The organism is Pseudomonas sp. LBUM1678 (assembly GCF_059695575.1).
Window position 1 is genome coordinate 5,186,854 of sequence record NZ_CP166775.1, and the last position, 23,933, is coordinate 5,210,786.

Consider the following 23,933-nt stretch of genomic DNA (forward strand, 5'->3'; position numbering starts at 1 on the left):
CGCAACAGCGTTAGAACACCGACTGAATTTTCAGGCCGGCCACCAGCGCGTTATCGACTTCATCAACACCACCCGGGTGGGTGATGTATTGCAGGTTAGGACGCACGGTCAGCCAGTTGGTAACGTGGAAGCCGTAGTTGATCTCGTAGTTGTACTCAGTGTTACGCAGCGGCGCGAACAGCGGATCCTGATAGTCAGTGACGTTGTTGGAGGCGTTGACGAGCTCTGAGTTTTTCTTCACGTCATCGTTGACATGGATACGGGCGGCACCGATACCGAAGTCATCCTTCGGACGTGCATCGAACGGGCCCTTGTACACCAACATCAGCGACTGGTAGTTGTCGACGAAGTTGGTGTCCTTGTCGTGGAACGTGGCGTTGGCCGCGATGTTCAGACCGCGGGACGCGTCACCGTTGTGGGTGGTGAGTTGTTGTTGCGCCACGAACCAGTATCCGGACTTGCTGCTGTGGCTGCGATAGGCGTTGCCGCTGGTTGCCGCATCATCGCCGTTGTCGTCTTCGCGAACGTCATCGGCCTTGGCCGTGCTTTTGTAGTAACCGACACGGTATTCGCCCGGCAGGTTGCCAGGGTTAGGCAACCAGACCAGTTCGACCGGCAACACGGTGCCCTTGGTACCACTGCCGCTGAGCTTGAAGCCGTTACCGTGCTCCAGTTGCGACGGGTTCTGGTTGTACGCGCCGATCTGCGCATAGAACTCAGGCGAGATGTTGTACTTCACGCGGACCGCAGCCTGCATGACCGGCCAGTTGTACCAGATGTTGGTGGCCCAGTTACCCGCTTGGGAACCGCAGAACGCCAGGTTCTGGAACTCGCAAGGGAAGGTGTTGAAGTCTTCGCCTTCGCCGAAGTAACCGGCCTTGACGTCCAGTTTGCCGTCGAGAAACTGGTGCTTGATCCACAACTGGGTCAGACGGACCATGTGGCCACGGCCGTAGACTTCCTGGGAGGAACTCAAGGTGCCGGCACGCGGGTCGCCGACACGGTCATTGGAGATGTTTTCGCCGTTACGGTTGGTGAACTGGACCTTGGCCTGAGTGTTATCCCAGCCCCACAGCTTTTGCAGGTCCAGCGCCACGCCCAGACCAAACTGGTCGGCGTAACGCGCGGTCTTGTCGTTGTTGTAGCCACCGTGAAGGTTGCCGCCGACTTCACCGACATAGTCCATCTTGATGTCGATACCTTGCTCGATCAGCTTGGTCCGCTCGCCACCCCAATCACCGGTCATCCACTCGGAATCGGCGCTGAACGCATCAGCCGCATGCACACTGCCGGCCAGCATCATTGCCGCCACTGCTGACAACTGGCAGATAAGCTGAGCGTTGTTCTTCTTCTTCATCCCTACATCCTCGTTTTATTGTTATTAACTGTTTTTATTTAACGCGGTTACATCAGGTGCGATGCGCGACAGGCCACGCACCGCGGATTCCCCCTGTAGGAGCCGGCTTGCTGGCGATGGTGTGTCAGTCAACATCTGTGCTGAATGACACACCGCTATCGCCAGCAAGCCGGCTCCTACAATTGATCTCTATCTGCCTTTGAATTGCGCGACGTTCGCGCTGTGGTTCTCGGCTTTTGGCTGACCGGCCACCCCCAGGCGCTCCCCGGTCTTGGCATCGAACAACAGCACTTTCGATGGATCGAATTGCAGCGTCAGGGTCTCGCCCACATTCGGCGCGACGTCCGGTGCCAAGCGGCAGCAGACCTTGGTTTCATTGAGATTGACGAACACCAGGGTGTCGGGACCGGTCGGTTCGGTGACCTGGACTTCGGCGCGAATGGTCGGCAAGCCGTTCGGCTCGCTGCCCGCCAGCACGATCTGTTCCGGGCGCAGGCCGAGGATCACTTCGCGGTCTTCAAGGCCGGCGTCCTGCATGCCCATTGGCAATTCGCAGCGCGCCTGACCACTGTCGAGCAGTGCCACCAGACGGCCGTCCTTGCGCTGCAAACGCAGGGGAATGAAGTTCATCGGCGGCGAGCCGATGAAGCTCGCCACGAACAGGTTGGCCGGGTTGTTGTAGATGTCTTTCGGCGTACCGAATTGCTGAATGATCCCGTCCTTCATCACCGCCACTTTGTCGCCCAGGGTCATCGCTTCGATCTGGTCGTGGGTCACGTAGACCGTGGTGGTTTTGAGGCGCTGGTGCATCAGTTTCATTTCGGTGCGCATCTCGACGCGCAACTTGGCGTCGAGGTTGGACAGAGGTTCGTCGAACAGGTAAATCTTCGGCCGACGCGCCAGGGCACGACCCATGGCCACGCGCTGTTGCTGACCACCAGAGAGCTGACCGGGTTTGCGGTTGAGCAGGTGTTCGATCTGCAGCAGCTTGGACACCCGCGCCACTTCCGCTTCGATGTCGGCGGCGGGCATTTTGCGGATCTTCAAGCCAAAGGCGATGTTCTCGCGCACGCTCATGGTCGGGTACAGCGCGTAGGACTGGAACACCATGGCGATGTCGCGGTCTTTCGGGCTCATGCCGCTGACGTCCTGATCACCAATCATGATCGCGCCGCCGGTGATGGTTTCCAGGCCGGCGATGCAATTCATCAGGGTCGATTTACCGCAACCCGAAGGTCCGACAAGAATCAGGAACTCACCGTCCTTGATCGACAGTTCGATGTTCTTGAGGGTGTCCGGCAAGCCGGGGCCGTAGGTCTTGTTTACATTGCGAAGTTCGAGCGTAGCCATGATTACCCCTTGACTGCGCCGGCCGTCAGCCCGCGCACGAAATACTTGCCTGCGACCACATAGACCAGCAGGGTCGGCAGCCCGGCGATCATCGCCGCCGCCATATCAACGTTGTATTCCTTGGCCCCGGTACTGGTGTTGACCAAGTTGTTCAACGCCACCGTAATGGGTTGCGAATCACCGCTGGAGAACACCACGCCGAACAGGAAGTCATTCCAGATCTGGGTGAACTGCCAGATCAGGCAGACCATGATGATCGGGGTGGACATTGGCAGGATGATCAAGCGGAAGATGGTGAAGAAACCCGCGCCATCGAGACGCGCCGCCTTCACCAGCGCATCGGGAACGCTGACGTAGTAGTTACGGAAGAACAGCGTGGTGAACGCCAGGCCGTAGACCACGTGCACGAACACCAGGCCGGTGGTGGTGCTGGCCAGGCCCATCTTGCCGAGGGTGAACGAGGCCGGCAGCAGGACGGTCTGGAACGGCAGGAAGCAACCGAACAGCAGCAAACCGAAGAACAGTTGAGAGCCACGGAAGCGCCACATCGAGAGCACGTAGCCATTCAGTGCACCGATGGCGGTGGAGATCAGCACTGCCGGGACGGTGATCTTGATCGAGTTCCAGAAGTACTCGTCAACCGTGCCCCAGGCCTTGACCCAGCCAATGCCGCTGACCACGGTCGGCCAGCTCAGCAGGTTGCCGGAGTTGATGTCTTCCGGCGTCTTGAAGCTGGTCAACAGCATGACCACCAGCGGTATCAGGTAAAGGAATACGGCCAGGATCAGCACGCCGTAGATCGCGATGCGACTCAGGCTGATGGAAGGTTTGGCAGAGAAACTAGTCATGGCGCTTGGTCCTCAGCTCTGAGTACAGGTAAGGCACGATGATTGCGAGAATCGCACCGAGCATCAGAATCGCACTGGCCGAACCCATGCCCATCTGGCCGCGGCTGAAGGTGAACGAATACATGAACATCGCAGGCAAGTCGGAGGAGTAACCCGGGCCGCCGGCGGTCATTGCCGCCACCAGGTCGAAACTCTTGATCGCGATGTGGGCCAGAATCATCACGGCGCTGAAGAACACCGGGCGCAGGCTCGGCAACACCACTTTCAGGTAAATGCGCGGCATGCTCGCGCCATCGATCTGGGCGGCACGGATGATCGATTGATCAACACCACGCAGGCCGGCGAGGAACATCGCCATGATGAAGCCCGAGGCTTGCCATACCGCAGCGATCACCAGGCAATACACGACGCGATCCGGGTCGATCAGCCAGTCCAGGCGAAAACCTTCCCAGCCCCAGTCACGCAGCAATTTGTCCAGGCCCATGCCCGGGTTGAGCAGCCACTTCCAGGCGGTACCGGTGACGATCATCGAGAGCGCCATCGGGTACAGGTAAATGGTGCGAATGAAACCTTCGCGACGAATACGCTGGTCAAGAAACACCGCCAGTAGCACACCGATCACCAGCGTGATGCCGATGAACATGCCGCCGAAAACTGCAAGGTTCTTGCTCGCTACCCACCAACGGTCGTTGTCGAACAGCCGCTGGTACTGCGCCAGTCCCGCCCATTTGTAAGTCGGCAGGAAGGTCGACGTGGTGAACGACAGGATGAACGTCCACAGGATATAGCCATAGAAGCCCACCAGGACGATGAACATGCTGGGCGCCAACACCAGTTTAGGGAGCCAGCGCTGCAGTGCATCGAACGGCGAGGCCTTGCTGAACACAGCAACAGAACTCATGGGAAGATCCCGTACGAAGAGAAAATTTACGTTGGAAATGCTTCCCCTTGTAGGAGTGAGCCTGCTCGCGATAGCTGAGTGTCAAACTCTGGATGTATCAACTGATACACCGCGATCGCGAGCAGGCTCGCTCCTACAGGGGCCAAGCATTACTTGGCAGCTTTGACGGCAGTGCCCAGTTGCTTGGCGGCAGTGGCCGGATCGGCTTTCGGGTCATTGATGAAGTTGGTCACAACATCAAAGAACGCGCCTTGTACCGCCAGCGTGGTCGCCATGTTGTGCGCCATGCTCGGCTGCAGGCCGCCGGACTTGGCGTCCGCCAGGAAGTCCTTGGCGGCGGTCTGGGCGCAGGAGTCGAAACCGTACTTGCCCATGTCGCTCAGCATGTCGATTCGAACCGGGATCGAGCCCTTGTTGATGCTGAAGACTTTCTGGAAGCTCTCACCCAGAACGACCTTGGCAATGTCCTGCTGCGCGGCAGCAGTGCCCTTGTCTTTCTGCTTGAACACGGCCAGGGAGTCGATGTTGTAGGTGAAGGCCTTGTCGGTGCCCGGGAAAGCTACGCACTCGTAGTCCTTGCCGGCGACTTTCTTGGCCGCGGTCCACTCGCTCTTGGCCCAGTCACCCATGATCTGCATGCCGGCCTTGCCGTTGATGACCTTGGCCGCTTCCAGGTTCCAGTCCTGGCCTTTGCCGTCGGCATCCATGTAGGTCGAGACTTTCTTCAGCTCGGTCAGCGCCTTGACCATTTCAGGACCGGTCAGTGCTGCGTTGTCCAGATCGACCAAGGCTTTCTTGTAGCCGTCGACGCCCATGACCGAAAGGACCACCGCTTCGAACACGGTGCTGTCCTGCCAAGGCTGGCCGCCGTGGGCCAGGGCAATGAAGCCCGCAGCTTTCAGCTTGTCACCGGCCGCGTAGAATTCCTCAAGGGTGGTTGGGGCTTTCTCGATGCCGGCTTTCTTGAAGACTTCCGGGTTGATCCACAGCCAGTTGACGCGGTGAATGTTCACCGGCACGGCCACGTAGTCACCCTCGTACTTCACGGTATCGGAGACTTTCTTGTCGAGCAGGCTGTCCCACTTCTCTGTCTTGGCAGCTTCTTTCAAGACGTCGGTGTCGAGCAGACCGGTAGACGCCCATTCCTGGATGTCCGGACCTTTGATCTGCGCTACACCCGGTGGGTTACCGGCAACGGCGCGGCTCTTGAGTACGGTCATGGCCGTAGCACCGCCACCACCGGCGACTGCGCCGTCCTTCCAGGTGAAACCGTCTTTTTCGACTTGGGCCTTGAGAACATCAACAGCAGCTTTTTCGCCACCGGACGTCCACCAGTGAACGACTTCTACCGAACCTTTGGAATCGGCGGCAAGTGCACTGACAGGGAATGCAGAGATTGGAAGCAATGAGGCAAGAGAAATGACAGTAGCGAGGCGAGAAATCGCATTCATCTAGAATTACCTTTCTTGTTGTTATGCATGCAAGTCTGGTGCTTGCGCTGCATAGGATTTTAAACAGGAGTTATCCCCTCGCAGGTAACGAAGGGACGCGTGAATGTCACCACATGGTTACACAGGAGCGCTCTGGGACAACTGCCCCAAGGCAGTCGCCATGCTCGGCGCCAACGGCAGACGCGGAATCAACACGGCTTGCCAGGCGTGATACAGATCGGGTTTGCCGGCCCAGATATCGGCGCTCGGGCGGTTTTGCGGGTTGAGTTCATGGTGCCAACTGCCATCGCAGCGGTCGATGAAATGACTGTCACAGAATTCCCAGAACAGTCGGTACCAGGTTTCGTATTGTTCGTCGCCCGTGCGTTTAAGCAGCGCGCTGGCGGCGGCGCTGGCTTCGCAATGGGTCCAGTGCAAACGATGGCGAACCACCGCGCGATTGTCCCAGTCGAGGGTGTAGACAATCCCCGGCGCACCATCAATATTCCAGCCATGACGGCAGTTGTGATCGAACAGTTTTTGCGCGTCGGTGGCCAGCCAACCCGGCGTGAGCATCCCGGCCTGAACCCGCGCGGCTTCGAGGTGCAGCAACAGCCGCGCCCATTCAAAACCGTGGCCCGGCGTGGTGCCGTAGGGACGGAAACCGTCGGCAGGGTTGTCGTGGTTGTACTCGCGCAGCGGCTGCCAGTCGCGATCGAAATGCTCGACCACCAGGTAGTCGTTGGCCGCGGCGTGAACATGGATCACTCGTTCAACGATGCGTTGAGCACGGCACAGCCAGCGGTTGTCTTCGGTGACATCCGCCAGGGCGAGAAAGGCCTCGGTGGCGTGCATGTTGCTGTTGGCGCCGCGGTAGGCTTCTTCACCACTCCAGTCGCGATCAAAGGATTCGCGCATCGCGCCCTCCTCTTCGCTCCAGAAATGCGTGTCGATGATGTTGATCGCATCATCGAGCAATACTTGTGCGCCGGGGCGCTGTGCGACCACTGCGGAACTGGCGGCGAGGGCCACGAAGGCGTGCAGGTATGCAGCCTTGCCGGTGTTGCCGTCGCGATGATGGGCGACGGCAAACCAGCCACCGTGTTCGGCATCACGCAACGGGCCGCTGAGCGCCTGGATACCGTGATCGACCAGCTCGGCAAAACCCGGCAAGCCCTGGATGTGAGCCATGGCGAAGCTGTGGGTCATGCGGGCGGTGTTCATGGTTTCGGCTTGGGCGTTGGCCGGAAGGTGGCCCTTTTCATCGAGATTGCCGAAGCCTTCGGCAAGCTTTGAAGCCTTGGCAAATGCGAGCAGGCGCAGCCCTTCGGCAGCGAGCCATTGCTGATGGGCAGGAGCGTTGAGCCAACTGCTGAAAGCAGGTTGGAAGGTGTCCATGGGGTGCCTTTTTTGTTGTTTTGACTGGGGGCAGTCTAAACAACGGGCGGGGACGGGCTTGTAACGAAGGGGGCGAGTTATGTCACCGCTCTGTGACATGCAGATTTTGTACGGGGTGATTATTTGTGGCGAGGGAGCTTGCTCCCGCCGGACTGCGTAGCAGTCCCCTTCTTTTTAGGGATAAGCGGGGCCGCTTCGCGCCCCAGCGGGAGCAAGCTCCCTCGCCACAGGGTCCGCGTCAATCGATCGAGCGAGGCAACTGCAACGTCACCCGCAACCCACCTTCACGTAAATTCTGCAGGCTGACCTCTCCGCCATGGCTGTGCGCAATATTGCGCGCAATCCCCAATCCCAACCCATAACCCTGCTGCTGCCCGGCCAAGCGGAAGTGCGGTTCGAACACCTGCTCCATCCGTTGCTCCGGCACGCCCGGCCCTTCGTCATCGACGTGCAGGATGAACGCACTCTCATCGTCATCGATGTGCAAATGCGCGTTCTGCCCATACTTCAACGCGTTGTCGATCAGGTTGCCGATGCAGCGCTTGAGCGCCAGCGGTTTGCCTGGATACGCCGCCAGCGCCCGGCCCTGCTGAGTCACGCGACCATTGCCATTAGGCGCCAGATACGGCTCCACCAGGCAATCGAGCACATGGTTAAGGTCCACCGGCTCGATGTTTTCGTGGATGTCAGTGTCTTTCACGCATTGCAGCGCGCCTTTGACCAGCAGCTCCAACTCATCCAGATCGCGGCCGAACTTGGCTTGCAGCGTTTCGTCTTCGAGCAACTCCACCCGCAACCGCAGGCGGGTGATCGGCGTGCGCAGGTCGTGGGAAATCGCGCTGAACAACTGGCTACGTTCTGTCAGGTAACGGCTGATGCGTTCGCGCATGGCGTTGAAGGCGCGGCCCACTTCGACCACTTCACTGCCGCCGCCTTCGGCCACCGGCTCGACTTCGGCACCGAGGGACATGTCCCGCGCCGCCCGCGCCAGACGCTTGAGCGGCCGGCTCTGCCAGTGCACCAGCAAGCCAATGAACAACAGCAAGAAACCGCTGGTGAGGACGATGAACCAGACTTGCTGCGCCGGCAGGCCTTGCTCTTCAAGACTGGTGTAAGGCTCGGGCAAGAGCGAGGCGATGTACAACCACTCGCCCGGCGCCATCTGGATTTGCGTGACCAGCACGGGCGGGTTCACCGGCTCCAGGGTGAGCGCGTAATGCGCCCACGAGCGCGGCAATTCATCGAGTTTCAGCCCGCTGTTGAAGATCCGCAGGTCTTCGGGGCTGACGAAGGTCACCGAGATATCCGTGTCGTGACCCAAAGACTCGCGCAGCACTTCGTCCACCGCTTTGAGCACGGCTTCTTTGCGCGGAGTGATCGGCAGCACTTCCATGCCCAAGGGCTTGTCGTTGAGCGTCACCACGAAACGGGTGCCGCCCATGCTGCGCAATTGGTCGAGCACCAGGGGACGAAACGCGACCGGCAGCGAGCGAAAGTAACTGACGCTGGCGGTCATCGAATGGGCGAGGCTGCGGGCGCTGGTCACCAGGCCTTCGAGCTGGGTGGCGCGCAGTTGCGAGACCCAGATCACGCTCGACAACGTCTGCGCAAACAGCACGGCCAACAGGGTCAGCAGCAACATGCGCCCGAGCAGCGAACGCGGTACCGGCACGCGGGCGGCGAGCTGGCGGAAAAACTCAGTGGCCATTGCTGGCGACCACATTGGCTGCCAGTTGGTAGCCGCTGCCGCGCACTGTACGGATCAGTCGCGGCGGTTTTTCGGTATCGCGCAGACGCTGACGCAAACGGCTGACCGCCATGTCGACGATGCGATCCAGCGGCATCAAGTCGCGGCCTCGGGTGGCGTTGCCGATGGTGTCGCGATCGAGGATTTCCTGAGGGTGATCGAGGAACAGTTTCAGCAGCGCAAAATCGGCGCCGGAGAGAATCACTTCTTCCCCGTCGATGTGGAACAACCGGTGACTGACCATGTCCAGCCGCCAATCGTCGAACGCCAGCACTTCACCGCCGGAACGTTCCTGACCGAACTGCGCGCGGCGCAACAAGGCCTTGATGCGCGCCTGCAATTCACGGGGGCTGAAGGGTTTGCCGAGGTAGTCGTCGGCGCCCAGCTCCAGGCCGATGACGCGGTCGGCCTCGTCGGAGCTGGCGGTGAGCATGATGATTGGCACCTGGGCCTGACGCGGGTGCTGGCGGATCCAGCGGCAGAGGCTGAAACCGTCTTCGTCCGGCAGCATCACGTCGAGAATCACCAGATCGCTCGGCGCCTCGTTCATCGCTTGGCGAAAGCCGGCGCCATCGGGCGTGGTACGAACCTGGAAACCGGCGCGGGTCAGGTAGGTGTCCAGCAACTCGCGTATCTCTTGATCGTCATCGACCAACAAAATCGACCTGACTGAGCTCACGGGGCGGCGTCCTTGTTGTTTGAATTGGGCGGATTATGCCTGATCGAGCGTACATCGTTGGTGTCTGTACGGACCCCTTCGCGGGCAAGCCTCGCTCCTACAAGGTCAGAGCCGTTCGCGAATTCCGTGAACGACATAAAACCTGTAGGAGCGAGGCTTGCCCGCGAAGGGCGCGACTCGGTCTTAGGCCTGGTCGAGCGCCACACCCGCACCCATCAACCCGGAATACGGCGCCGTCACCAGCCACACCGGAATGCCTTTGAAGTAATCGCTCATGCAGCCCTTGTCGGCGAAGCACCGGGCGAAACCGCTTTCGACGAAGAAATCGGCGAACCGAGGAATCACCCCGCCAACGATGTACACGCCACCGCGTCCACCTGTGGTCAGCACGTTATTGCCGGCGACACGGCCGAGCCAGCAGCAGAACTGCTCCAGCACTTCCAGCGCAATCGGATCACCGGCCAGACCGGCAGCGGTAATCGACTCCGGGGTATCGAGCACCGGCTCGTGGCCATCCACCGCGCAAATCGCCCGGTAAACCCGCGGCAAACCGCTGCCGCTCAACGCGGTTTCAGCGCTGACATGCCCGATCTCATTGAAGATGTGCTGCCACAGTTGCGTTTCACGCGGGCTACTCAGGGGCAGATCGACGTGACCGCCCTCCCCCGGCAATGCGGCGAAACGCCCTTCGCCCAAATCCAGCAAAGTGCCAACGCCCAGGCCCGTGCCCGGACCGATCACCACGGCAGGGCGCAACGGTTCCGGCGTGCCTTCGCAGACCACCCGGAACTCGTCCGGCTGCAAGCGGGTCATGCCCAGCGCCATCGCCGAGAAATCATTGACCAGCAACAATTGATCGACCTGCAAAGTCTTGCAAAAGCCTTTGCGACTGAGCCGCCAGTGGTTGTTGGTGAACTTGAATTCGTCACCGCTCACCGGGCCTGCCACCGACAGGCACACCGAGCCGATCGAACCCAACGCCAGGCCAAGCCCGCTCAGGTAGAGGGCAATCGCCTCTTCCGGGCTGGCGTGGTCGGCCGTCGCCAGCACCTGGATCGCTTCCAGCTGCTGGTTTTTCCACAACGCGAAACGCGCGTTGGTCCCACCGATGTCACCGACCAAAGCCAGTTTCAATTAAGCGTCTCCAGGGCAGAAGTAAAGGCGCTGGCGCCCTGCTCTGCGGAGCTGAAAGCCATGCGCATGAAACCAAACAGTTCGCGCCCGCTGCCAATGTTATTGCCCAACAGGCCCTTGGCCGGGGTGCGCGCTGCGAATTCTTCGGCGTCCACCTTAAGCTCCAGGGTGCCTTTGACGCCATCGACGCGGATGATATCGCCCTCTTGCACCCGCGCAAGAGCGCCGCCGACATAAGCTTCGGGACTGACATGAATCGCCGCCGGGATTTTCCCCGACGCGCCGGACATACGCCCGTCAGTCACCAGCGCCACTTTGAAGCCGCGATCCTGCAGCACGCCGAGGAACGGCGTCATCTTGTGCAGTTCCGGCATGCCATTGGAGCGCGGGCCCTGGAAGCGCATCACCGCGACAAAATCCTTCTCCAGCAAACCGGCCTTGAACGCATCGGCCAGGTCCTGCTGATCCTGGAACACCATCGCCGGTGCTTCGACGATCTGGTTCTCCAATGCGACCGCCGAGACTTTCATCACGCCGCGACCGAGGTTGCCTTCCATTACCCGCAAGCCGCCCTCTGGCGAAAACGCACGCGAAACCGGGCGCAGGATGGTTTCATCGAGGCTGTCGGTCACGCCTTCGCGCCAGACCAGTTCACCGTTATCGAGGAACGGTTCCTGGGTGTAGCGGCTCAGGCCATGGCCGAGCACGGTGTTGACGTTTTCGTGCAGCAAGCCGGCTTCCAGCAGTTCGCGGATCAGGAACGACATGCCGCCCGCCGCCTGGAAGTGGTTGATGTCGGCTTTACCGTTCGGGTAGACGTGGCTCAGGGTCGGCACGACTTCGGAGAGGTCGGCCATGTCTTGCCAGGTCAATTGAATACCGGCGGCCATCGCGATGGCCGGCATGTGCAGGGTGTGGTTGGTCGAGCCGCCGGTCGCGTTCAGCGCCACGATGGAGTTGACCAGCGAACGCTCATCGACGATTTCACCGATTGGCATGAAGTTGCCATTTTGCTTGGTCAGGCGCGTGACCTGATGCGCCGCTTCGCGGGTCAGGGCATCGCGCAATGGCGTGTTCGGGTTGACGAAAGAAGAACCCGGCAAGTGCAGGCCCATGACTTCCATCAGCAGCTGGTTGGTGTTGGCGGTGCCGTAAAAAGTACAGGTGCCAGGGCTGTGGTAGGAATTCATTTCCGATTCCAGCAGCTCCTCGCGCGAGGCTTTGCCTTCGGCATAGCGCTGGCGCACATCGGCTTTCTGCTTGTTGGAAATGCCGGAGACCATCGGCCCACCCGGTACGAAGATCATCGGCAGATGACCGAAGCGCAACGCGCCCATCATCAGGCCCGGCACGATCTTGTCGCAGATGCCGAGCATCAGCGCGCCATCAAACATGTTGTGGGACAGCGCCACGGCGGTGGACAGCGCAATCACTTCGCGGCTTGGCAGGCTCAGTTCCATGCCTGGCTCGCCTTGGGTCACGCCGTCGCACATCGCTGGAGTGCCACCGGCGAACTGGCCGACAGAGCCGATCTCGCGCAGGGCTTTTTTGATCTGTTCCGGGAAGACTTCGTACGGCTGATGCGCCGAGAGCATGTCGTTATATGACGAAACAATCGCAATGTTGGCGGAGTTCATCATCCGCAGACTGTTTTTGTCTTCGGTGCCGCAACCGGCCACGCCGTGGGCGAAGTTGGCGCATTGCAGCTTGCCGCGCATCGGACCGTCGCTGGCTGCACCGCGAATGAGCGCAAGGTAAGCCTCACGGGTTGCACGGCTGCGGGCGATAAGCCGTTCGGTGACCTCAATTACGCGGGGATGCATGTGTAGAACTCCAGGCTAACGGATGTGGCGACCTGATTGTCTATGCTGAGCAAGCGCCGGTGTCGATGGGATGACAGACGGTTTTCTTGATCATTGGGACCAGTTGATTCAGGTCACTCGTTGTAGATTGAACAAAATATTGCCATTAAAAAGGCTTGTTTTCTATTTTTATGCGAATAATCTTGTAATTCCAACAACAAAACGACGGCGGCCCTGTTAAATGACTCTTCGAATCGCAATCAATGGTTTTGGCCGAATTGGCCGTAACGTCCTCCGCGCACTGTATACCCAAGGCTATCGCCAAGACCTGCAGATCGTTGCCATCAATGACCTGGGCGACAGCGCAATGAACGCTCATCTGCTCAAGTACGACACTGTTCACGGCACGTTCGACGCCGATGTCCAGCACGATCAGGAAAGCCTGACCGTCAACGGCGACCGTATTGCCGTCAGCGCCATTCGTAACCCGGCCGAACTGCCCTGGGCCGCGGAAAAGATTGATGTCGTGTTCGAATGCACCGGTTTGTTCACCGACCGTGCCAAAGCTGCCGCGCATATTACGGCCGGCGCGCGCAAAGTGATTATCTCGGCACCGGCCAAAGGCGCCGACGCCACCGTGGTGTACGGGGTTAACCACGACATCCTGCGCCAGTCGCACCAGATCATTTCCAACGCGTCGTGCACCACCAACTGTCTGGCCCCGGTGGCTCAGGTGCTGCACCGCGAACTGGGTATCGAAAGCGGTCTGATGACCACGATCCACGCCTACACCAACGACCAGAACCTGACCGACGTCTACCACACCGACCCGTACCGCGCCCGTTCGGCCACTCAGAACATGATCCCGAGCAAGACCGGCGCTGCTGAAGCGGTCGGTCTGGTGCTGCCGGAACTGGCAGGCAAACTGACTGGCATGGCGGTGCGTGTTCCCGTGATCAACGTGTCGCTGGTGGACCTGACCGTGCAGCTCAAGCGTGAAGCGTCGGCCGACGAAGTGAACGCGCTGCTGAAAGAAGCCAGCCAGCACTCGAAGATTCTCGGCTACAACACCCTGCCGCTGGTCTCCAGCGACTTCAACCACAACCCGCTGTCGTCAATCTTCGACGCCAACCACACCAAGTCCAGCGGCAAGCTGCTCAAGGTTTTGGCCTGGTACGACAACGAATGGGGCTTCTCCAACCGCATGCTCGATAACTGCCTGGCGCTGTGCAACGCAGAGTGACCGGGGAGCAACACCCATGATCGGTATCAGCTTCACGCAAAAGACCATGGCGGCGCGCAAGCGTATCGCCCTGGTCGCCCATGACCACTGCAAGGTGTTTCTGCTCGACTGGGCCGAGCGGCAGAAGGACAAGCTCGCGCAACATGAACTGGTCGCCACCGGCACCACAGGTTTGTTATTGCAACAACGCCTGGATCTGCCCGTGGAAAGTATGATCAGCGGCCCCTTGGGCGGCGACCAGCAACTCGGCGCGCGCATCGCCGAGCAGCGGGTCGACATGCTGGTGTTCTTCTGGGACCCGTTCGAACCGCAACCGCACGACCCGGACATCAAGGCGTTGCTGCGGGTCGCGGCGGTCTGGAATATTCCGGTGGCGTGCAATGAATGCAGCGCCGACTACCTGCTCAGCAGTCCGCTAATGGAGCAGGCGCACCAACACCGTATCCCCGATTACGCGACCTATCTGCTGGGTCGAGCCTAGCCCTTCGCAAGTCAGCTTCTCAAATCAGCACTTGACCACTCGAGCGGATGATAAGCATTATCATTCGCTCGAAATGGATCAGGTCCTCCCGTGAGTCAATCTCGCTTCAATCACGTCTTCATCGCCCAGCGAGTCTCTCTGCTGCGCACGCTGGAGCGGATGGTCAACAATCACAGCACCGCCGAGGACCTCTTGCAGGAGACCTACCTGCGAGTGACCCGGGCGCTCAGTGAACGGGCCATCGATCACCTTGAACCCTTCGTTTTCCAGACCGCTCGTAACCTGGCGCTGGACCATTTGCGTGCGCGGCGCATTCAGTCGCGCACGATGCTCGACGACGTGCCACTGGACGTGCTGCAGGCGGTTGCCTCACCAGTGAGTAGCGCCGAGGATGCTGCCCATGCCGAACAATTGCTGGAGCGTTTGAACGTGAGCCTCAGTGAACTCAGCCATCGGCAGCAGCAGATTTTCATCCTCAGCCGACTGCACGGGCACAGCTATCTGGAGATCGCCGAAAAGCTCAACGTCTCACTGAGCACCGTGCAGAAAGAACTGAAGTTGATCATGGCGATCTGCATCGGCGTTGCCGAGCGGCTAAACGGCGACTGAGTCTGTAGGTTTATTCTCTACCTGCCGGGATCGCCTGCGCTGACCTTCGGGCTTTGCTACCCTTGCCCACTTTCAAGCTTCACCCATAAAACAGCCGTGCACAGACACTGCCGAGGAAACACCGTGACGGACACCCACCGTTCCCCTCCGCCCTCCCCGGCGCGGGATGCCGCAAGCGCGATGGACCAGGCTCTGGACTGGCTGATCGTGCTGGGCAGTCCGAGCGAGGAACAGACCCGACAGTTTCATGACTGGCTGGCCGCCGATCCGTTGCATGCCGAAGCGTTCGCCAAGGCTCAGGCGATCTGGGATGGCCCGCAAGTGGTGCAATGCGCGAAAAGCCTGGCCGCCCGGCCGCCGAAAGTGACGGTCCTGTCGCGCCTGCGTCCGCACTGGAAACCGCTGGCCACGGCCGCCGTGCTGATCCTCGGTCTGTTCAGTTTCAGCGACCTGCCGATGCGCCTTCAGGCCGATCACTTGACCGTGGTCGGCGAACGCCAGCGGCTGCAACTGGAGGACGGCTCGAAAGTCCTGCTCAATACCAACTCGGCGTTTTCCAGCACCATCAACGATCAACAGCGCGTGGCCCGTCTGTATCAGGGCGAGGCGTTTTTCGAGGTGCCGGCCAATCGCGGCCAGCCACTGGAAATCGACGCCGGACCGGTCAAGGCCCGCGTGCGCGATACCGCGTTTGCCGTGCGTTATCAGGACGGCGTGGCGCAGGTTCGGGTGCAGCGTGGCGATGTCGATCTGCGGGCCACCCGCGACGATGCCCGGATTCGACTGTCTGCCGGCGAAAGCATCCGCATCGGCCCCAACGGCTTCGACCGCCCGGCCAAGCACGATGCCGCCACGGACCTGGCGTGGGTCCAGGGCCGTCTGGTGTTCGAGAACTGCCCGCTGAGCCAGGTGCTGGCGGAGCTGCGCCGCTATTATCCGGGCTGGATCATCAACACCAACGAGCAGTTGGCCAACGTCGCCGTAACCGGCAATTACCGTCTCGACCAGCCGCTGGACGTGGTCCGTTCGCTGGCCCACATCACCTCTGCGCGGCTCCAGGAATTCCCGGCGCTGGTGATCTTGAACTAAATGAGAATTATTTTTACTCGATAGCTGAAGTTCGTTCGTCTCGTTATAGCCAATGCAATTGATTCGCATCTCGCCATGCCAATCAGCACCTATAAAGATTCGTGCGACACGGAGCGCTATCGATGTCCTCTCGCCATACCCGCCAGTCCTCTTCACCTTCCCGCGTGCTGTCGCTGCTGACGGCTGCCATCCTGATGGCCGGAACCGCGCCGCTGATGGCCGCCACTGCCGCCGGGCAGCCGACCCGCAACATGGGCGATTACTCGTTTGCCATCCCGCAGCAGCCGCTGGTCTCGGCACTGAATGCCTTTACGGCCGTGACAGGCTGGCAGGTCGGCTTGCCCGCCGAACTGGCGGACGGTGTGGCCTCGCCGGGTGTGCGCGGTTCGTTGCCGCCGGAAAAAGCCCTCGATCGCCTGTTGGTGGGGACCAACCTGAGCTATCGCAAACTGGGCAGTAACAACATCGTGCTGGAGAAGCGCAGCAATAGCGGCGCGCTCAACCTGGACCAGGTGACCATCAGCGCCACTCGTAACGAACAGGACGTGAGCAGCGTGCCAAGTACAGTAACGGTCCAGACCCGCGAAGACCTGGACCGCAACAACGTGAATAACATCAAGGATCTGGTGCGCTACGAACCGGGCGTATCGGTCGGCGGTGCCGGCCAGCGTGCCGGTCTCACGGGCTACAACATCCGCGGCATCGACGGCGACCGCGTGCTGACCCAGATCGATGGCGTGCAAGTGCCCGACAGTTTCTTCAACGGCCCTTACGCCCAGACCAACCGCAACTACGTCGACCCCGAGATCGTCAAACGCGTGGAAATCCTCCGCGGCCCGGCGTCGGTGCTTTACGGCAGCAACGCCATCGGCGGCGCGGTCAGCTACTACACGCTGGACCCGGACGACATCATCAAACCGGGCAAGGACGTCGGCGCACGGTTGAAAACCGGTTACAGCTCGGCGGATGACAGCTGGCTGACCTCCGGCACGGTCGCCGGTCGCACCGGTGACTTCGACGGCTTGCTGCACCTGAGCCAACGCAACGGTCATGAAACCGAATCCTATGGCGAAACCGGTGGCATCGGCCTGAACCGCACCGAAGCCAACCCCGAGGACGTGCGCACCACCAACGTGCTGGCCAAACTGGGCTGGGACTATGCCGACGACGCGCGCTTCGGCCTGACCTACGAGCACTACAAGGACGACCGCGACACCAACCAGCTGAGTGCAGTCGGCGGCCCGTTCAACGCGGGACGCGGTTTCGGCTTCTATAAATCCCGCACCGGCAACGACACGGTCACCCGCGAACGCTTCGGCCTGGAGCACCGCTTCGGTCTGGACAGTCTGCTGGCCGACAACATCAAGTGGTCGCTGAACTACCAGATCGCCAAGACCGCCCAGAGCACCGAAGAAATCTACGCGCCGTCGCGTACCGTGTTGCGTAACCGCGATACCAATTACAAGGATCGCCAATGGGTGTTCGATGCCCAGGCTGACAAGTCGTTCGCCATCGCCGACACCGATCACCTTGTCACCTATGGCACCACCATCAAGCAAGACGAAGTCACCGGCCTGCGTACCGGCAGCGGCACTTGCCTGACCGTGGCGGGTGCTTGCCGGGTCATCGGTGCGCCGAGTGCCGCCGACACCCTGAAACCGGCCAGCGACTTCCCGGACCCGACTATCAACAGCTACAGCCTGTTCGCCCAGGACCAGATCAGCTGGGGCAACTGGACCTTCCTGCCTGGCGCACGCTACGACTACACCGAACTCAAGCCGCACATCACCGATGAGTTCCTGGCCACCGCCGACCAGAGCGGCAACGGCGTGGTGAGCGACAGCACCAAGACCTGGCATCGCCTGTCGCCGAAATTCGGCACCACTTACAGTTTCAACGACAACTACACTTGGTACGGTCAATACGCCGAAGGCTTCCGCACGCCGACCGCCAAGGCCCTGTATGGTCGTTTCGAAAACCTGGCAGGCGGCTATCAGGTCGCGCCCAATCCGGACCTGGACCCGGAAAAGAGCAAGAGCTATGAAACCGGCCTGCGCGGCCAGTTCGATACAGGCACGTTCGATGTGGCGGTGTTCTACAACAAATACCGCGACTTCATCGATGAGAACGCCATCACCCCTGGCTACAGCGAGACCACGTTCCAGAGCAATAACATTGCCCACGCAACCATCAAGGGCGTGGAGCTCAAGGGTCGCTTGAACCTCGACAGCTTCGGCGCCCCGACCGGCCTCTATACCCAAGGCTCGGTGGCCTATCTGTACGGCCGCAACGATGACAGCGGTCAGCCGCTGAACAGCATCAACCCGCTGACCGGCGTGTTCGGACTCGGCTACGACCAGGATAACTACGGCGCGCTGTTGAGCTGGACCCTGGTCAAACGCAAGACCCGCGTCGACAGCACCAGCTTCAAAACCCCGGACGGCACCAGCACCCAGTTCAAGACCCCGGGTTATGGCGTACTCGACCTGGCCGGTTTCTACAAGGTGACCGACGACGTGACGGTCAACGCCGGCCTGTACAACCTGACCAACAAGAAATATTGGCAGTGGGACGACGTGCGCGGTTACGACAGCGTCGGCGAAGCCTCGGTGACGCAACCGGCCAACCTCGATCGCCTGACCCAACCGGGCCGCAACTTCGCGATCAATCTGGTCTGGGACATCTGACGCTAATCACCTCACTGCGCTGCCTTTATGGAAGCGGTGCAGTGAGGTTTTTTTTACTGTCCTGCGCCTTCTTATTCGTCTCGTTACCAAGCGCCCCTTTTTCTCAAGGAATTCCCATGACCACTCAGGACACTGCTCAACGCCCTGCTTTGCGTTCGCAACGCTTGAACCAGATCACTCACTCGCCTCACACCAAGCTTGATGCCTTGGTCAAAGCCCACGCACCGTTTGAAACCCGGGCCAACTTTGCCCGTTTCGTGGTGGCGCAGTACCTGTTCCAGTCGGAACTGGTGTCGCTGTACAACGATGCCGAGCTGACGGCCATCGTCCCGGACCTGCCGGCGCGTTGCCGGGCGGAAGCGGCCATGGCTGACCTGGCGGACCTTGAAACCGAATTACCGGCACCGGTGGCTGGCGCGGTGAAGAACCCAGGCAAAGCCGAAGCACTGGGTTGGCTGTTCGTTTCCGAAGGTTCGAAGCTGGGCGCAGCGTTCCTGATCAAGCGTGCTGTTGGTCTGGGCCTGAGCGAAACGTTCGGCGCCCGCCACCTCGGCGAACCGGCCGGCGGCCGCGCTGAAGGCTGGAAACGCTTCGTCAAAACCCTCGACTCGCTGGCGTTCAGCGCTCAGGAAGAAGCTGAAATCGAGCAGGCCGCTGTCGATGCATTCAACCGCTTCACCGTGCTGCTGGAACAGGCTTACACCCCCGAACTCGCCTGATACAACACAGTCCCCTGTGGGAGCGAGCCTGCTCGCGATAGCGGTGGGTCAGGCGGCAATGATGTCGACTGACACTCCGTCATCGCGAGCAGGCTCACTCCCACAAGGGGACCGAGCCAGCTTGAAGATCCCGATCCTGCCTCACTCGCGCTAACCTGAACCCATGCCTCACCTCACCACCTCCAAACTCACCCGTCTCCTGTTCGGCCTGCTGGCCTATGTCAGCCTGGGTATCGGCCTGATCGCCATCGTCATCCCCGGCCTGCCGACCACCGAGTTCATCCTGCTCGCCGCCTGGGCTGCGACCAGGAGTTCGCCGCGCCTGAGTGCCTGGCTGGAAAACCATCGGCTGTTCGGGCCGATCCTCTGCAACTGGCGCAACGGTAAAATCATCGCTCGTCGGGCCAAGGTCAGTGCCACCGTCAGCATGTTGCTGTGCGCGGGGTTGATGCTGGTGATGCTCGATCACGGCTGGCCGATCTACCTGGCCATCGCCGGTATGAGCCTGGGCAATCTGTGGATCTGGTCGCGACCGGAATCACTGCCGCAACCCTCCTGAACCCACCGCGATTTTTCCCCGTTTTAATCCGTTTTGCGGCACATTTTTCCGCGCAAACGTTCAACCATGACCGTTCGTCGGTGCCACCATCATGCATCCTCACCCCACGCCGATGTGCATTAAATGGCGCTGAATGGACTTGGCGAATGGGGTCACCCCCGACTCACAGCCAACACCTCATCCATTCGCGAGTTCGCCCCTATGTTCGACTCTCTCTCTATCCGCCTGAAAATCGTCTTGCTGTCCGGCCTCTGCCTGCTTGGCGTGGTCGTGTTGATCGTCGGCATGAATTTCTACCAGACCAATCAGAACGATGAGCTGGTCAGCGCCTCGAGCAGCAAGATGCTCACCGCCAGCGTGCAGGACCTGCTCCAGGCCAAGGCCGCCGAGCAAGCGGTGCGGGTGCAGAAGACCTTCGGCGAAAGTCTGCTGGTGGTGACGGCCCTGGCGGACCAGATCAAGGACATGCGCACCCTGGCTGCCAAGCGCTCGCTTGAGGCCGGTGCCCTGCGTGAGGAGTTGAACCAGAGCCTGAAAACCGCGTTCGAGCGCAACAGCAAGGTGCTGGGGATCTGGCTGGCGTTCGAGCCCAATGGCCTGGACGGTAAGGACAGCGAGTTCGCCAACGATGCGGCGCGCCAGTCCAACGAAGCCGGGCGTTTCGCCAGTTACTGGAGCCGTGCCGGGGGGGCCGGGATCAACACGATCATGGTCGAAGACGACATGACCAAAACCACCTTGAGCCTCAGCGGTACGCCTTACAACAGCTGGTACACCTGCCCTCGCGATAGCAAACGCACCTGCCTGCTGGACCCGTATGCCGACACCGTCGGCGGCAAGGAAATGCTCATGACCACCATTTCCGTACCGCTGCTGGTGGACGGCAAATCCATCGGCGTGGTCGGTATCGACATCGCTCTCGATGCTCTGCAGGCAGCCGCTGTCGATTCCCAGCGTGAACTGTTCAACAACGCCGGGCACATGCTGATCGTCTCCGGCAGCGGCGTGCTCGCCGGTTACAGCGTTGACGCGAGCAAGGTCGGCAAAAGCATCGGCGACACGCTGGGCGCGGATGGCAAGGAAGTCCTGCAATTGCTCAGCGGCGGCGCACCGAAGATTCTCGAACAAGGCGACTTGATCCGTGCGGTGTACCCAGTCAGTCCGATTGCCGACTCCAAAGCCTGGGGCGTGGTGATCGACCTGCCCAAACACGTGCTGCTGGCCGACTCGGTCAAGCTGCAAGCGGTGCTCGATGACGCCCAGCAAAGCGGCACGATCAAAGCGGTGCTGGTGGCTGTCGCGGCCGGCCTGGTCGGTCTGTTGCTGATCTGGCTCACCGCGTCCGGCGTGACCCGGCCGATCAACAGCGTCGCCGAGATGCTCAAGGCGATTGCCAGCGGCGACGGCGACCTGACGCAGCGTCTGCACTACAGCAAGAAGGATGAACTGGGCGAACTGGTCAGCTGGTTCAACCGTTTCCTCGACAAGCTGCAACCGACCATCGCGCAGATCAAACAAAGCATCACCGACGCCCGTGGCACCGCCGACCAGTCTTCGGAAATCGCCCGTCAGACCAGCGAAGGCATGCAGGTGCAGTTCCGCGAGATCGACCAGGTGGCCACCGCGTCCAACGAAATGAGCGCCACCGCCCACGACGTCGCCAACAGCGCCTCGAACGCCGCCAATGCCGCGAAAGGCGCTGACCAATCGGCTCGCGATGGCATGTCGATCATCGAACGCAGCACCCGCGACATCAATCAACTGGCCGACGAAGTCAGCAAGGCCGTGACCGAAGTCGAAGCGCTGGCGGTCAACAGCGAGCAGATCGGTTCGGTGCTGGAAGTGATCCGCAGCATCGCCGAACAGACCAACCTGCTGGCTCTGAACGCGGCCATCGAAGCCGCCCGTGCCGGCGAGAGTGGTCGCGGATTTGCGGTAGTGGCCGATGAAGTGCGCAACCTGGCCAAACGCACCCAGGATTCGGTGGAAGAAATCCGCATCGTGATCGAGCGCATCCAGACCGGCACGCGCGGCGTGGTCGCCACCATGCATTCGAGCCAGACCCAGGCCCACAGCAATGCCGGGCAGATCCAGCAAGCGGTGCAGGCCTTGAGCAAAATCAGCGACGCGGTCACCGTGATCAGCGACATGAACCTGCAAATCGCCAGCGCCGCCGAACAGCAAAGCGCGGTGGCCGAAGAGGTCAATCGCAACGTCTCTGCGATCCGTACCGTCACCGAAACCCTGACCGGCCAGGCCACCGAATCGGCGCAGATCAGCAGCCAACTCAACTCCCTGACCACCCACCAGATGAAATTGATGGATCAGTTTCGGGTATAGATGTTTGCTTTTGTAGGAGCGAGGCTTGCCCGCGAAGGCGGTTGATCATTCAACATTGATGTCGACTGACATACCGTCTTCGCGGGCAAGCCTCGCTCCTACAGGGGAATTCATCCGGACGAGCAGTGTTTTGATCTATGCTCGGCCTCTCGTTCCGGAGGGCCTTCGATGACTGGTTTACTCACGTCCATTCAAGCCGCACTCGGCTTGCCTCACACGCCGATTCCTTTTACGTCGAGCGGCGCCCTGCCCTCGGCGTTTGCCGTGACCGACCTGGCCTGCGCCAGCATCGCTGCTGCCGGTCAGGCGGTTAGCGAATTACTGCAGCAACACACCGGTCGTTTACCCGGCCTTGAAGTCGACCGCCGCCTTGCGTCTTTCTGGTTCGCCACTTCGATTCGCCCCGTGGGCTGGAGCGTTCCACCGCTGTGGGACCCGGTTGCCGGCGACTACGCGACCCAGGACGGCTGGATCCGCTTGCACACCAATGCGCCGCATCACCGCGCCGCCGCCGAAAGTGTGCTCGGCGCCTGTGCCGACCGTGCGGCGATGGCGAGCAAGGTGGCGCAATGGGCTAAAACCGATCTGGAACAGGCCGTGATCGATGCCGGTGGGTGCGCCGCCGAGATGCGCAACCGGGCGCAATGGCAGGCGCATCCCCAAGGGTTGGCGGTGAACGCCGAACCGTTGATTCAGTTCAGCGCCGCTTCCTCTCAACAGCCGAAATCGTGGCAGGGTTCAGTGGCGCAACCGCTGGCCGGGATCAAGGTGCTGGACCTCACGCGTGTACTCGCCGGCCCCGTCGCCAGTCGTTTTCTCGCCGGCCTCGGCGCCGATGTGTTGCGCATCGACCCGCCGACCTGGAACGAACCCGGTGTGGTGCCGGAAGTCACGTTGGGCAAACGTTGCGCGCGACTGGACCTGCACAACAATGACGACCGAGCGGTGTTCGAAAGTCTGCTCAAGGACGCTGATATCGTGCTCCACGGCTACCGCGCCGATGCACTGGAAAAGTTGGGTTACGGTGCTGCCGAGCGTCAAAACCTGGCGCCGGGCCTGATTGATGTGTGCCTCAACGCCTACGGCTGGAGCGGCCCGTGGCAGAACCGCCGCGGCTTCGACAGCCTGGTGCAGATGAGCAGCGGCATTGCCGAGGCCGGCATGCAGTGGAAGAAAACGGACAAACCGACGCCGCTGCCGGTTCAGGCGCTTGATCATGCGACCGGGTATTTGATGGCGGCTGCGGTGATCATGTTGTTGGGGCGTGGCGGGTCGGCCAGGTTGTCGTTGGCGCGCACAGCGAAGTTGTTGATTGAAAACGGTGCGGGAACCGATGAGGCGCTGCGAGCAGAAGATGAAAAGGATCAAGGCATGCTGGTTGAGCAGACGCCTTGGGGGCCGGCGCATCGGCTTCATGTGCCGCTGAAAATCACCGGGACGCCGTTGCAATGGGCGATTCCGGCTTCTGAATTAGGTTCACATCGCGCGCAGTGGTGGTGACTGTTCTGGCCCCATCGCCAGCAGGCTGGCTCCCACAGTGAATCTGTATCGTTCACAAAA

The 23,933-nt window shown here is 60.8% G+C and carries 18 protein-coding genes and 2 pseudogenes; 10 read left to right on the forward strand and 10 right to left on the reverse strand.

The genetic code is table 11. From position 1 onward, the window contains the following. Nucleotides 1–10: 10 nt before the first annotated feature. The 10 genes from ACA070_RS23625 to edd form a co-directional block, all read right to left on the reverse strand. Nucleotides 11–1,357 (reverse strand): carbohydrate porin, encoded by a 1,347-nt coding sequence (locus ACA070_RS23625; protein WP_497448551.1) that lies wholly within the window; start codon nt 1,355–1,357, stop codon nt 11–13. Between the two features lie 189 nt (nt 1,358–1,546). Beyond that, entirely contained in the window at nt 1,547–2,707 is a 1,161-nt protein-coding gene (locus ACA070_RS23630; RefSeq protein ID WP_497448552.1) for an ABC transporter ATP-binding protein, read from the reverse strand. A 2-nt stretch (nt 2,708–2,709) separates the two neighbouring features. After that, nucleotides 2,710–3,555 (reverse strand): carbohydrate ABC transporter permease, encoded by an 846-nt coding sequence (locus tag ACA070_RS23635; protein ID WP_497448553.1) that lies wholly within the window; start codon nt 3,553–3,555, stop codon nt 2,710–2,712. Continuing rightward, nucleotides 3,548–4,456 carry a carbohydrate ABC transporter permease gene (locus ACA070_RS23640; RefSeq protein ID WP_010457390.1) on the reverse strand — a complete coding sequence of 303 codons (909 nt, stop codon included), beginning with the start codon at nt 4,454–4,456 and terminating at the stop codon, nt 3,548–3,550. Before ACA070_RS23640 ends, ACA070_RS23635 begins: the two co-directional genes overlap by 8 nt. 149 nt (nt 4,457–4,605) lie before the next feature. Next, nucleotides 4,606–5,907, reverse strand: coding sequence for an ABC transporter substrate-binding protein (locus ACA070_RS23645; protein ID WP_497448554.1), 1,302 nt, complete (start codon nt 5,905–5,907; stop codon nt 4,606–4,608). A gap of 117 nt (nt 5,908–6,024) precedes the next feature. Continuing rightward, nucleotides 6,025–7,284, reverse strand: a complete 1,260-nt coding sequence (locus ACA070_RS23650) for a D-mannose isomerase (RefSeq protein WP_497448555.1) — start codon at nt 7,282–7,284, stop codon at nt 6,025–6,027. 238 nt (nt 7,285–7,522) lie between these two features. Then, nucleotides 7,523–8,992: an ATP-binding protein gene (locus ACA070_RS23655; RefSeq protein ID WP_497448556.1), complete on the reverse strand. Its 1,470-nt coding sequence runs from the start codon at nt 8,990–8,992 to the stop codon at nt 7,523–7,525. Beyond that, complete coding sequence (locus ACA070_RS23660; protein ID WP_131059773.1) at nt 8,982–9,710, reverse strand: response regulator; 729 nt, start codon at nt 9,708–9,710, stop codon at nt 8,982–8,984. Before ACA070_RS23660 ends, ACA070_RS23655 begins: the two co-directional genes overlap by 11 nt. Nucleotides 9,711–9,893: 183 nt before the next feature. Next, complete coding sequence (locus tag ACA070_RS23665; RefSeq protein WP_497448557.1) at nt 9,894–10,844, reverse strand: glucokinase; 951 nt, start codon at nt 10,842–10,844, stop codon at nt 9,894–9,896. Next, nucleotides 10,841–12,667, reverse strand: a complete 1,827-nt coding sequence (gene edd / locus ACA070_RS23670) for a phosphogluconate dehydratase (protein ID WP_461988040.1) — start codon at nt 12,665–12,667, stop codon at nt 10,841–10,843. Before edd ends, ACA070_RS23665 begins: the two co-directional genes overlap by 4 nt. Nucleotides 12,668–12,887: 220 nt before the next feature. Here edd and gap point away from each other — a divergent pair, with 220 nt between their 5' ends. From gap to ACA070_RS23720, 10 genes and pseudogenes are all read left to right on the forward strand, one after another. Continuing rightward, nucleotides 12,888–13,889 (forward strand): type I glyceraldehyde-3-phosphate dehydrogenase, encoded by a 1,002-nt coding sequence (gap, locus tag ACA070_RS23675; RefSeq protein WP_010457403.1) that lies wholly within the window; start codon nt 12,888–12,890, stop codon nt 13,887–13,889. A 16-nt stretch (nt 13,890–13,905) separates the two neighbouring features. Continuing rightward, nucleotides 13,906–14,370, forward strand: coding sequence for a methylglyoxal synthase (locus tag ACA070_RS23680; RefSeq protein ID WP_497448558.1), 465 nt, complete (start codon nt 13,906–13,908; stop codon nt 14,368–14,370). A 90-nt stretch (nt 14,371–14,460) separates the two neighbouring features. Beyond that, nucleotides 14,461–14,979 (forward strand): RNA polymerase sigma factor, encoded by a 519-nt coding sequence (locus tag ACA070_RS23685; RefSeq protein ID WP_497448559.1) that lies wholly within the window; start codon nt 14,461–14,463, stop codon nt 14,977–14,979. A 123-nt stretch (nt 14,980–15,102) separates the two neighbouring features. Next, nucleotides 15,103–16,068 carry a FecR family protein gene (locus ACA070_RS23690; protein WP_497448560.1) on the forward strand — a complete coding sequence of 322 codons (966 nt, stop codon included), beginning with the start codon at nt 15,103–15,105 and terminating at the stop codon, nt 16,066–16,068. Nucleotides 16,069–16,190: 122 nt separating this feature from the next. Further along, nucleotides 16,191–18,755 (forward strand): TonB-dependent receptor, encoded by a 2,565-nt coding sequence (locus ACA070_RS23695; protein WP_497448561.1) that lies wholly within the window; start codon nt 16,191–16,193, stop codon nt 18,753–18,755. A 116-nt stretch (nt 18,756–18,871) separates the two neighbouring features. Further along, complete coding sequence (locus ACA070_RS23700; RefSeq protein WP_497448562.1) at nt 18,872–19,474, forward strand: biliverdin-producing heme oxygenase; 603 nt, start codon at nt 18,872–18,874, stop codon at nt 19,472–19,474. A 163-nt stretch (nt 19,475–19,637) separates the two neighbouring features. Further along, complete coding sequence (locus tag ACA070_RS23705) at nt 19,638–20,033, forward strand: YbaN family protein (protein WP_497448563.1); 396 nt, start codon at nt 19,638–19,640, stop codon at nt 20,031–20,033. 465 nt (nt 20,034–20,498) lie between these two features. Further along, nucleotides 20,499–21,467, forward strand: a pseudogene (locus ACA070_RS23710) (methyl-accepting chemotaxis protein); the annotation flags it as partial. 378 nt (nt 21,468–21,845) lie between these two features. Beyond that, nucleotides 21,846–22,373 (forward strand): annotated as a pseudogene (locus tag ACA070_RS23715) (methyl-accepting chemotaxis protein); the annotation flags it as partial. Between the two features lie 168 nt (nt 22,374–22,541). Further along, nucleotides 22,542–23,873: a CoA transferase gene (locus ACA070_RS23720; RefSeq protein ID WP_497448564.1), complete on the forward strand. Its 1,332-nt coding sequence runs from the start codon at nt 22,542–22,544 to the stop codon at nt 23,871–23,873. The last annotated feature ends 60 nt before the right edge of the window (nt 23,874–23,933 follow it).

What these genes read in the sequence shown, in the direction of transcription:
- ACA070_RS23625 (WP_497448551.1), bottom strand. Translation starts at nt 1,357, where the DNA reads ATGAAGAAGAAGAACAACGCTCAGCTTATCTGCCAGTTGTCAGCAGTG.
- ACA070_RS23630 (WP_497448552.1), bottom strand. Translation starts at nt 2,707, where the DNA reads ATGGCTACGCTCGAACTTCGCAATGTAAACAAGACCTACGGCCCCGGC.
- ACA070_RS23635 (WP_497448553.1), bottom strand. Translation starts at nt 3,555, where the DNA reads ATGACTAGTTTCTCTGCCAAACCTTCCATCAGCCTGAGTCGCATCGCG.
- ACA070_RS23640 (WP_010457390.1), bottom strand. Translation starts at nt 4,456, where the DNA reads ATGAGTTCTGTTGCTGTGTTCAGCAAGGCCTCGCCGTTCGATGCACTG.
- ACA070_RS23645 (WP_497448554.1), bottom strand. Translation starts at nt 5,907, where the DNA reads ATGAATGCGATTTCTCGCCTCGCTACTGTCATTTCTCTTGCCTCATTG.
- ACA070_RS23650 (WP_497448555.1), bottom strand. Translation starts at nt 7,284, where the DNA reads ATGGACACCTTCCAACCTGCTTTCAGCAGTTGGCTCAACGCTCCTGCC.
- ACA070_RS23655 (WP_497448556.1), bottom strand. Translation starts at nt 8,992, where the DNA reads ATGGCCACTGAGTTTTTCCGCCAGCTCGCCGCCCGCGTGCCGGTACCG.
- edd (WP_461988040.1), bottom strand. Translation starts at nt 12,667, where the DNA reads ATGCATCCCCGCGTAATTGAGGTCACCGAACGGCTTATCGCCCGCAGC.
- gap (WP_010457403.1), top strand. Translation starts at nt 12,888, where the DNA reads ATGACTCTTCGAATCGCAATCAATGGTTTTGGCCGAATTGGCCGTAAC.
- ACA070_RS23680 (WP_497448558.1), top strand. Translation starts at nt 13,906, where the DNA reads ATGATCGGTATCAGCTTCACGCAAAAGACCATGGCGGCGCGCAAGCGT.
- ACA070_RS23695 (WP_497448561.1), top strand. Translation starts at nt 16,191, where the DNA reads ATGTCCTCTCGCCATACCCGCCAGTCCTCTTCACCTTCCCGCGTGCTG.
- ACA070_RS23700 (WP_497448562.1), top strand. Translation starts at nt 18,872, where the DNA reads ATGACCACTCAGGACACTGCTCAACGCCCTGCTTTGCGTTCGCAACGC.
- ACA070_RS23705 (WP_497448563.1), top strand. Translation starts at nt 19,638, where the DNA reads ATGCCTCACCTCACCACCTCCAAACTCACCCGTCTCCTGTTCGGCCTG.
- ACA070_RS23720 (WP_497448564.1), top strand. Translation starts at nt 22,542, where the DNA reads ATGACTGGTTTACTCACGTCCATTCAAGCCGCACTCGGCTTGCCTCAC.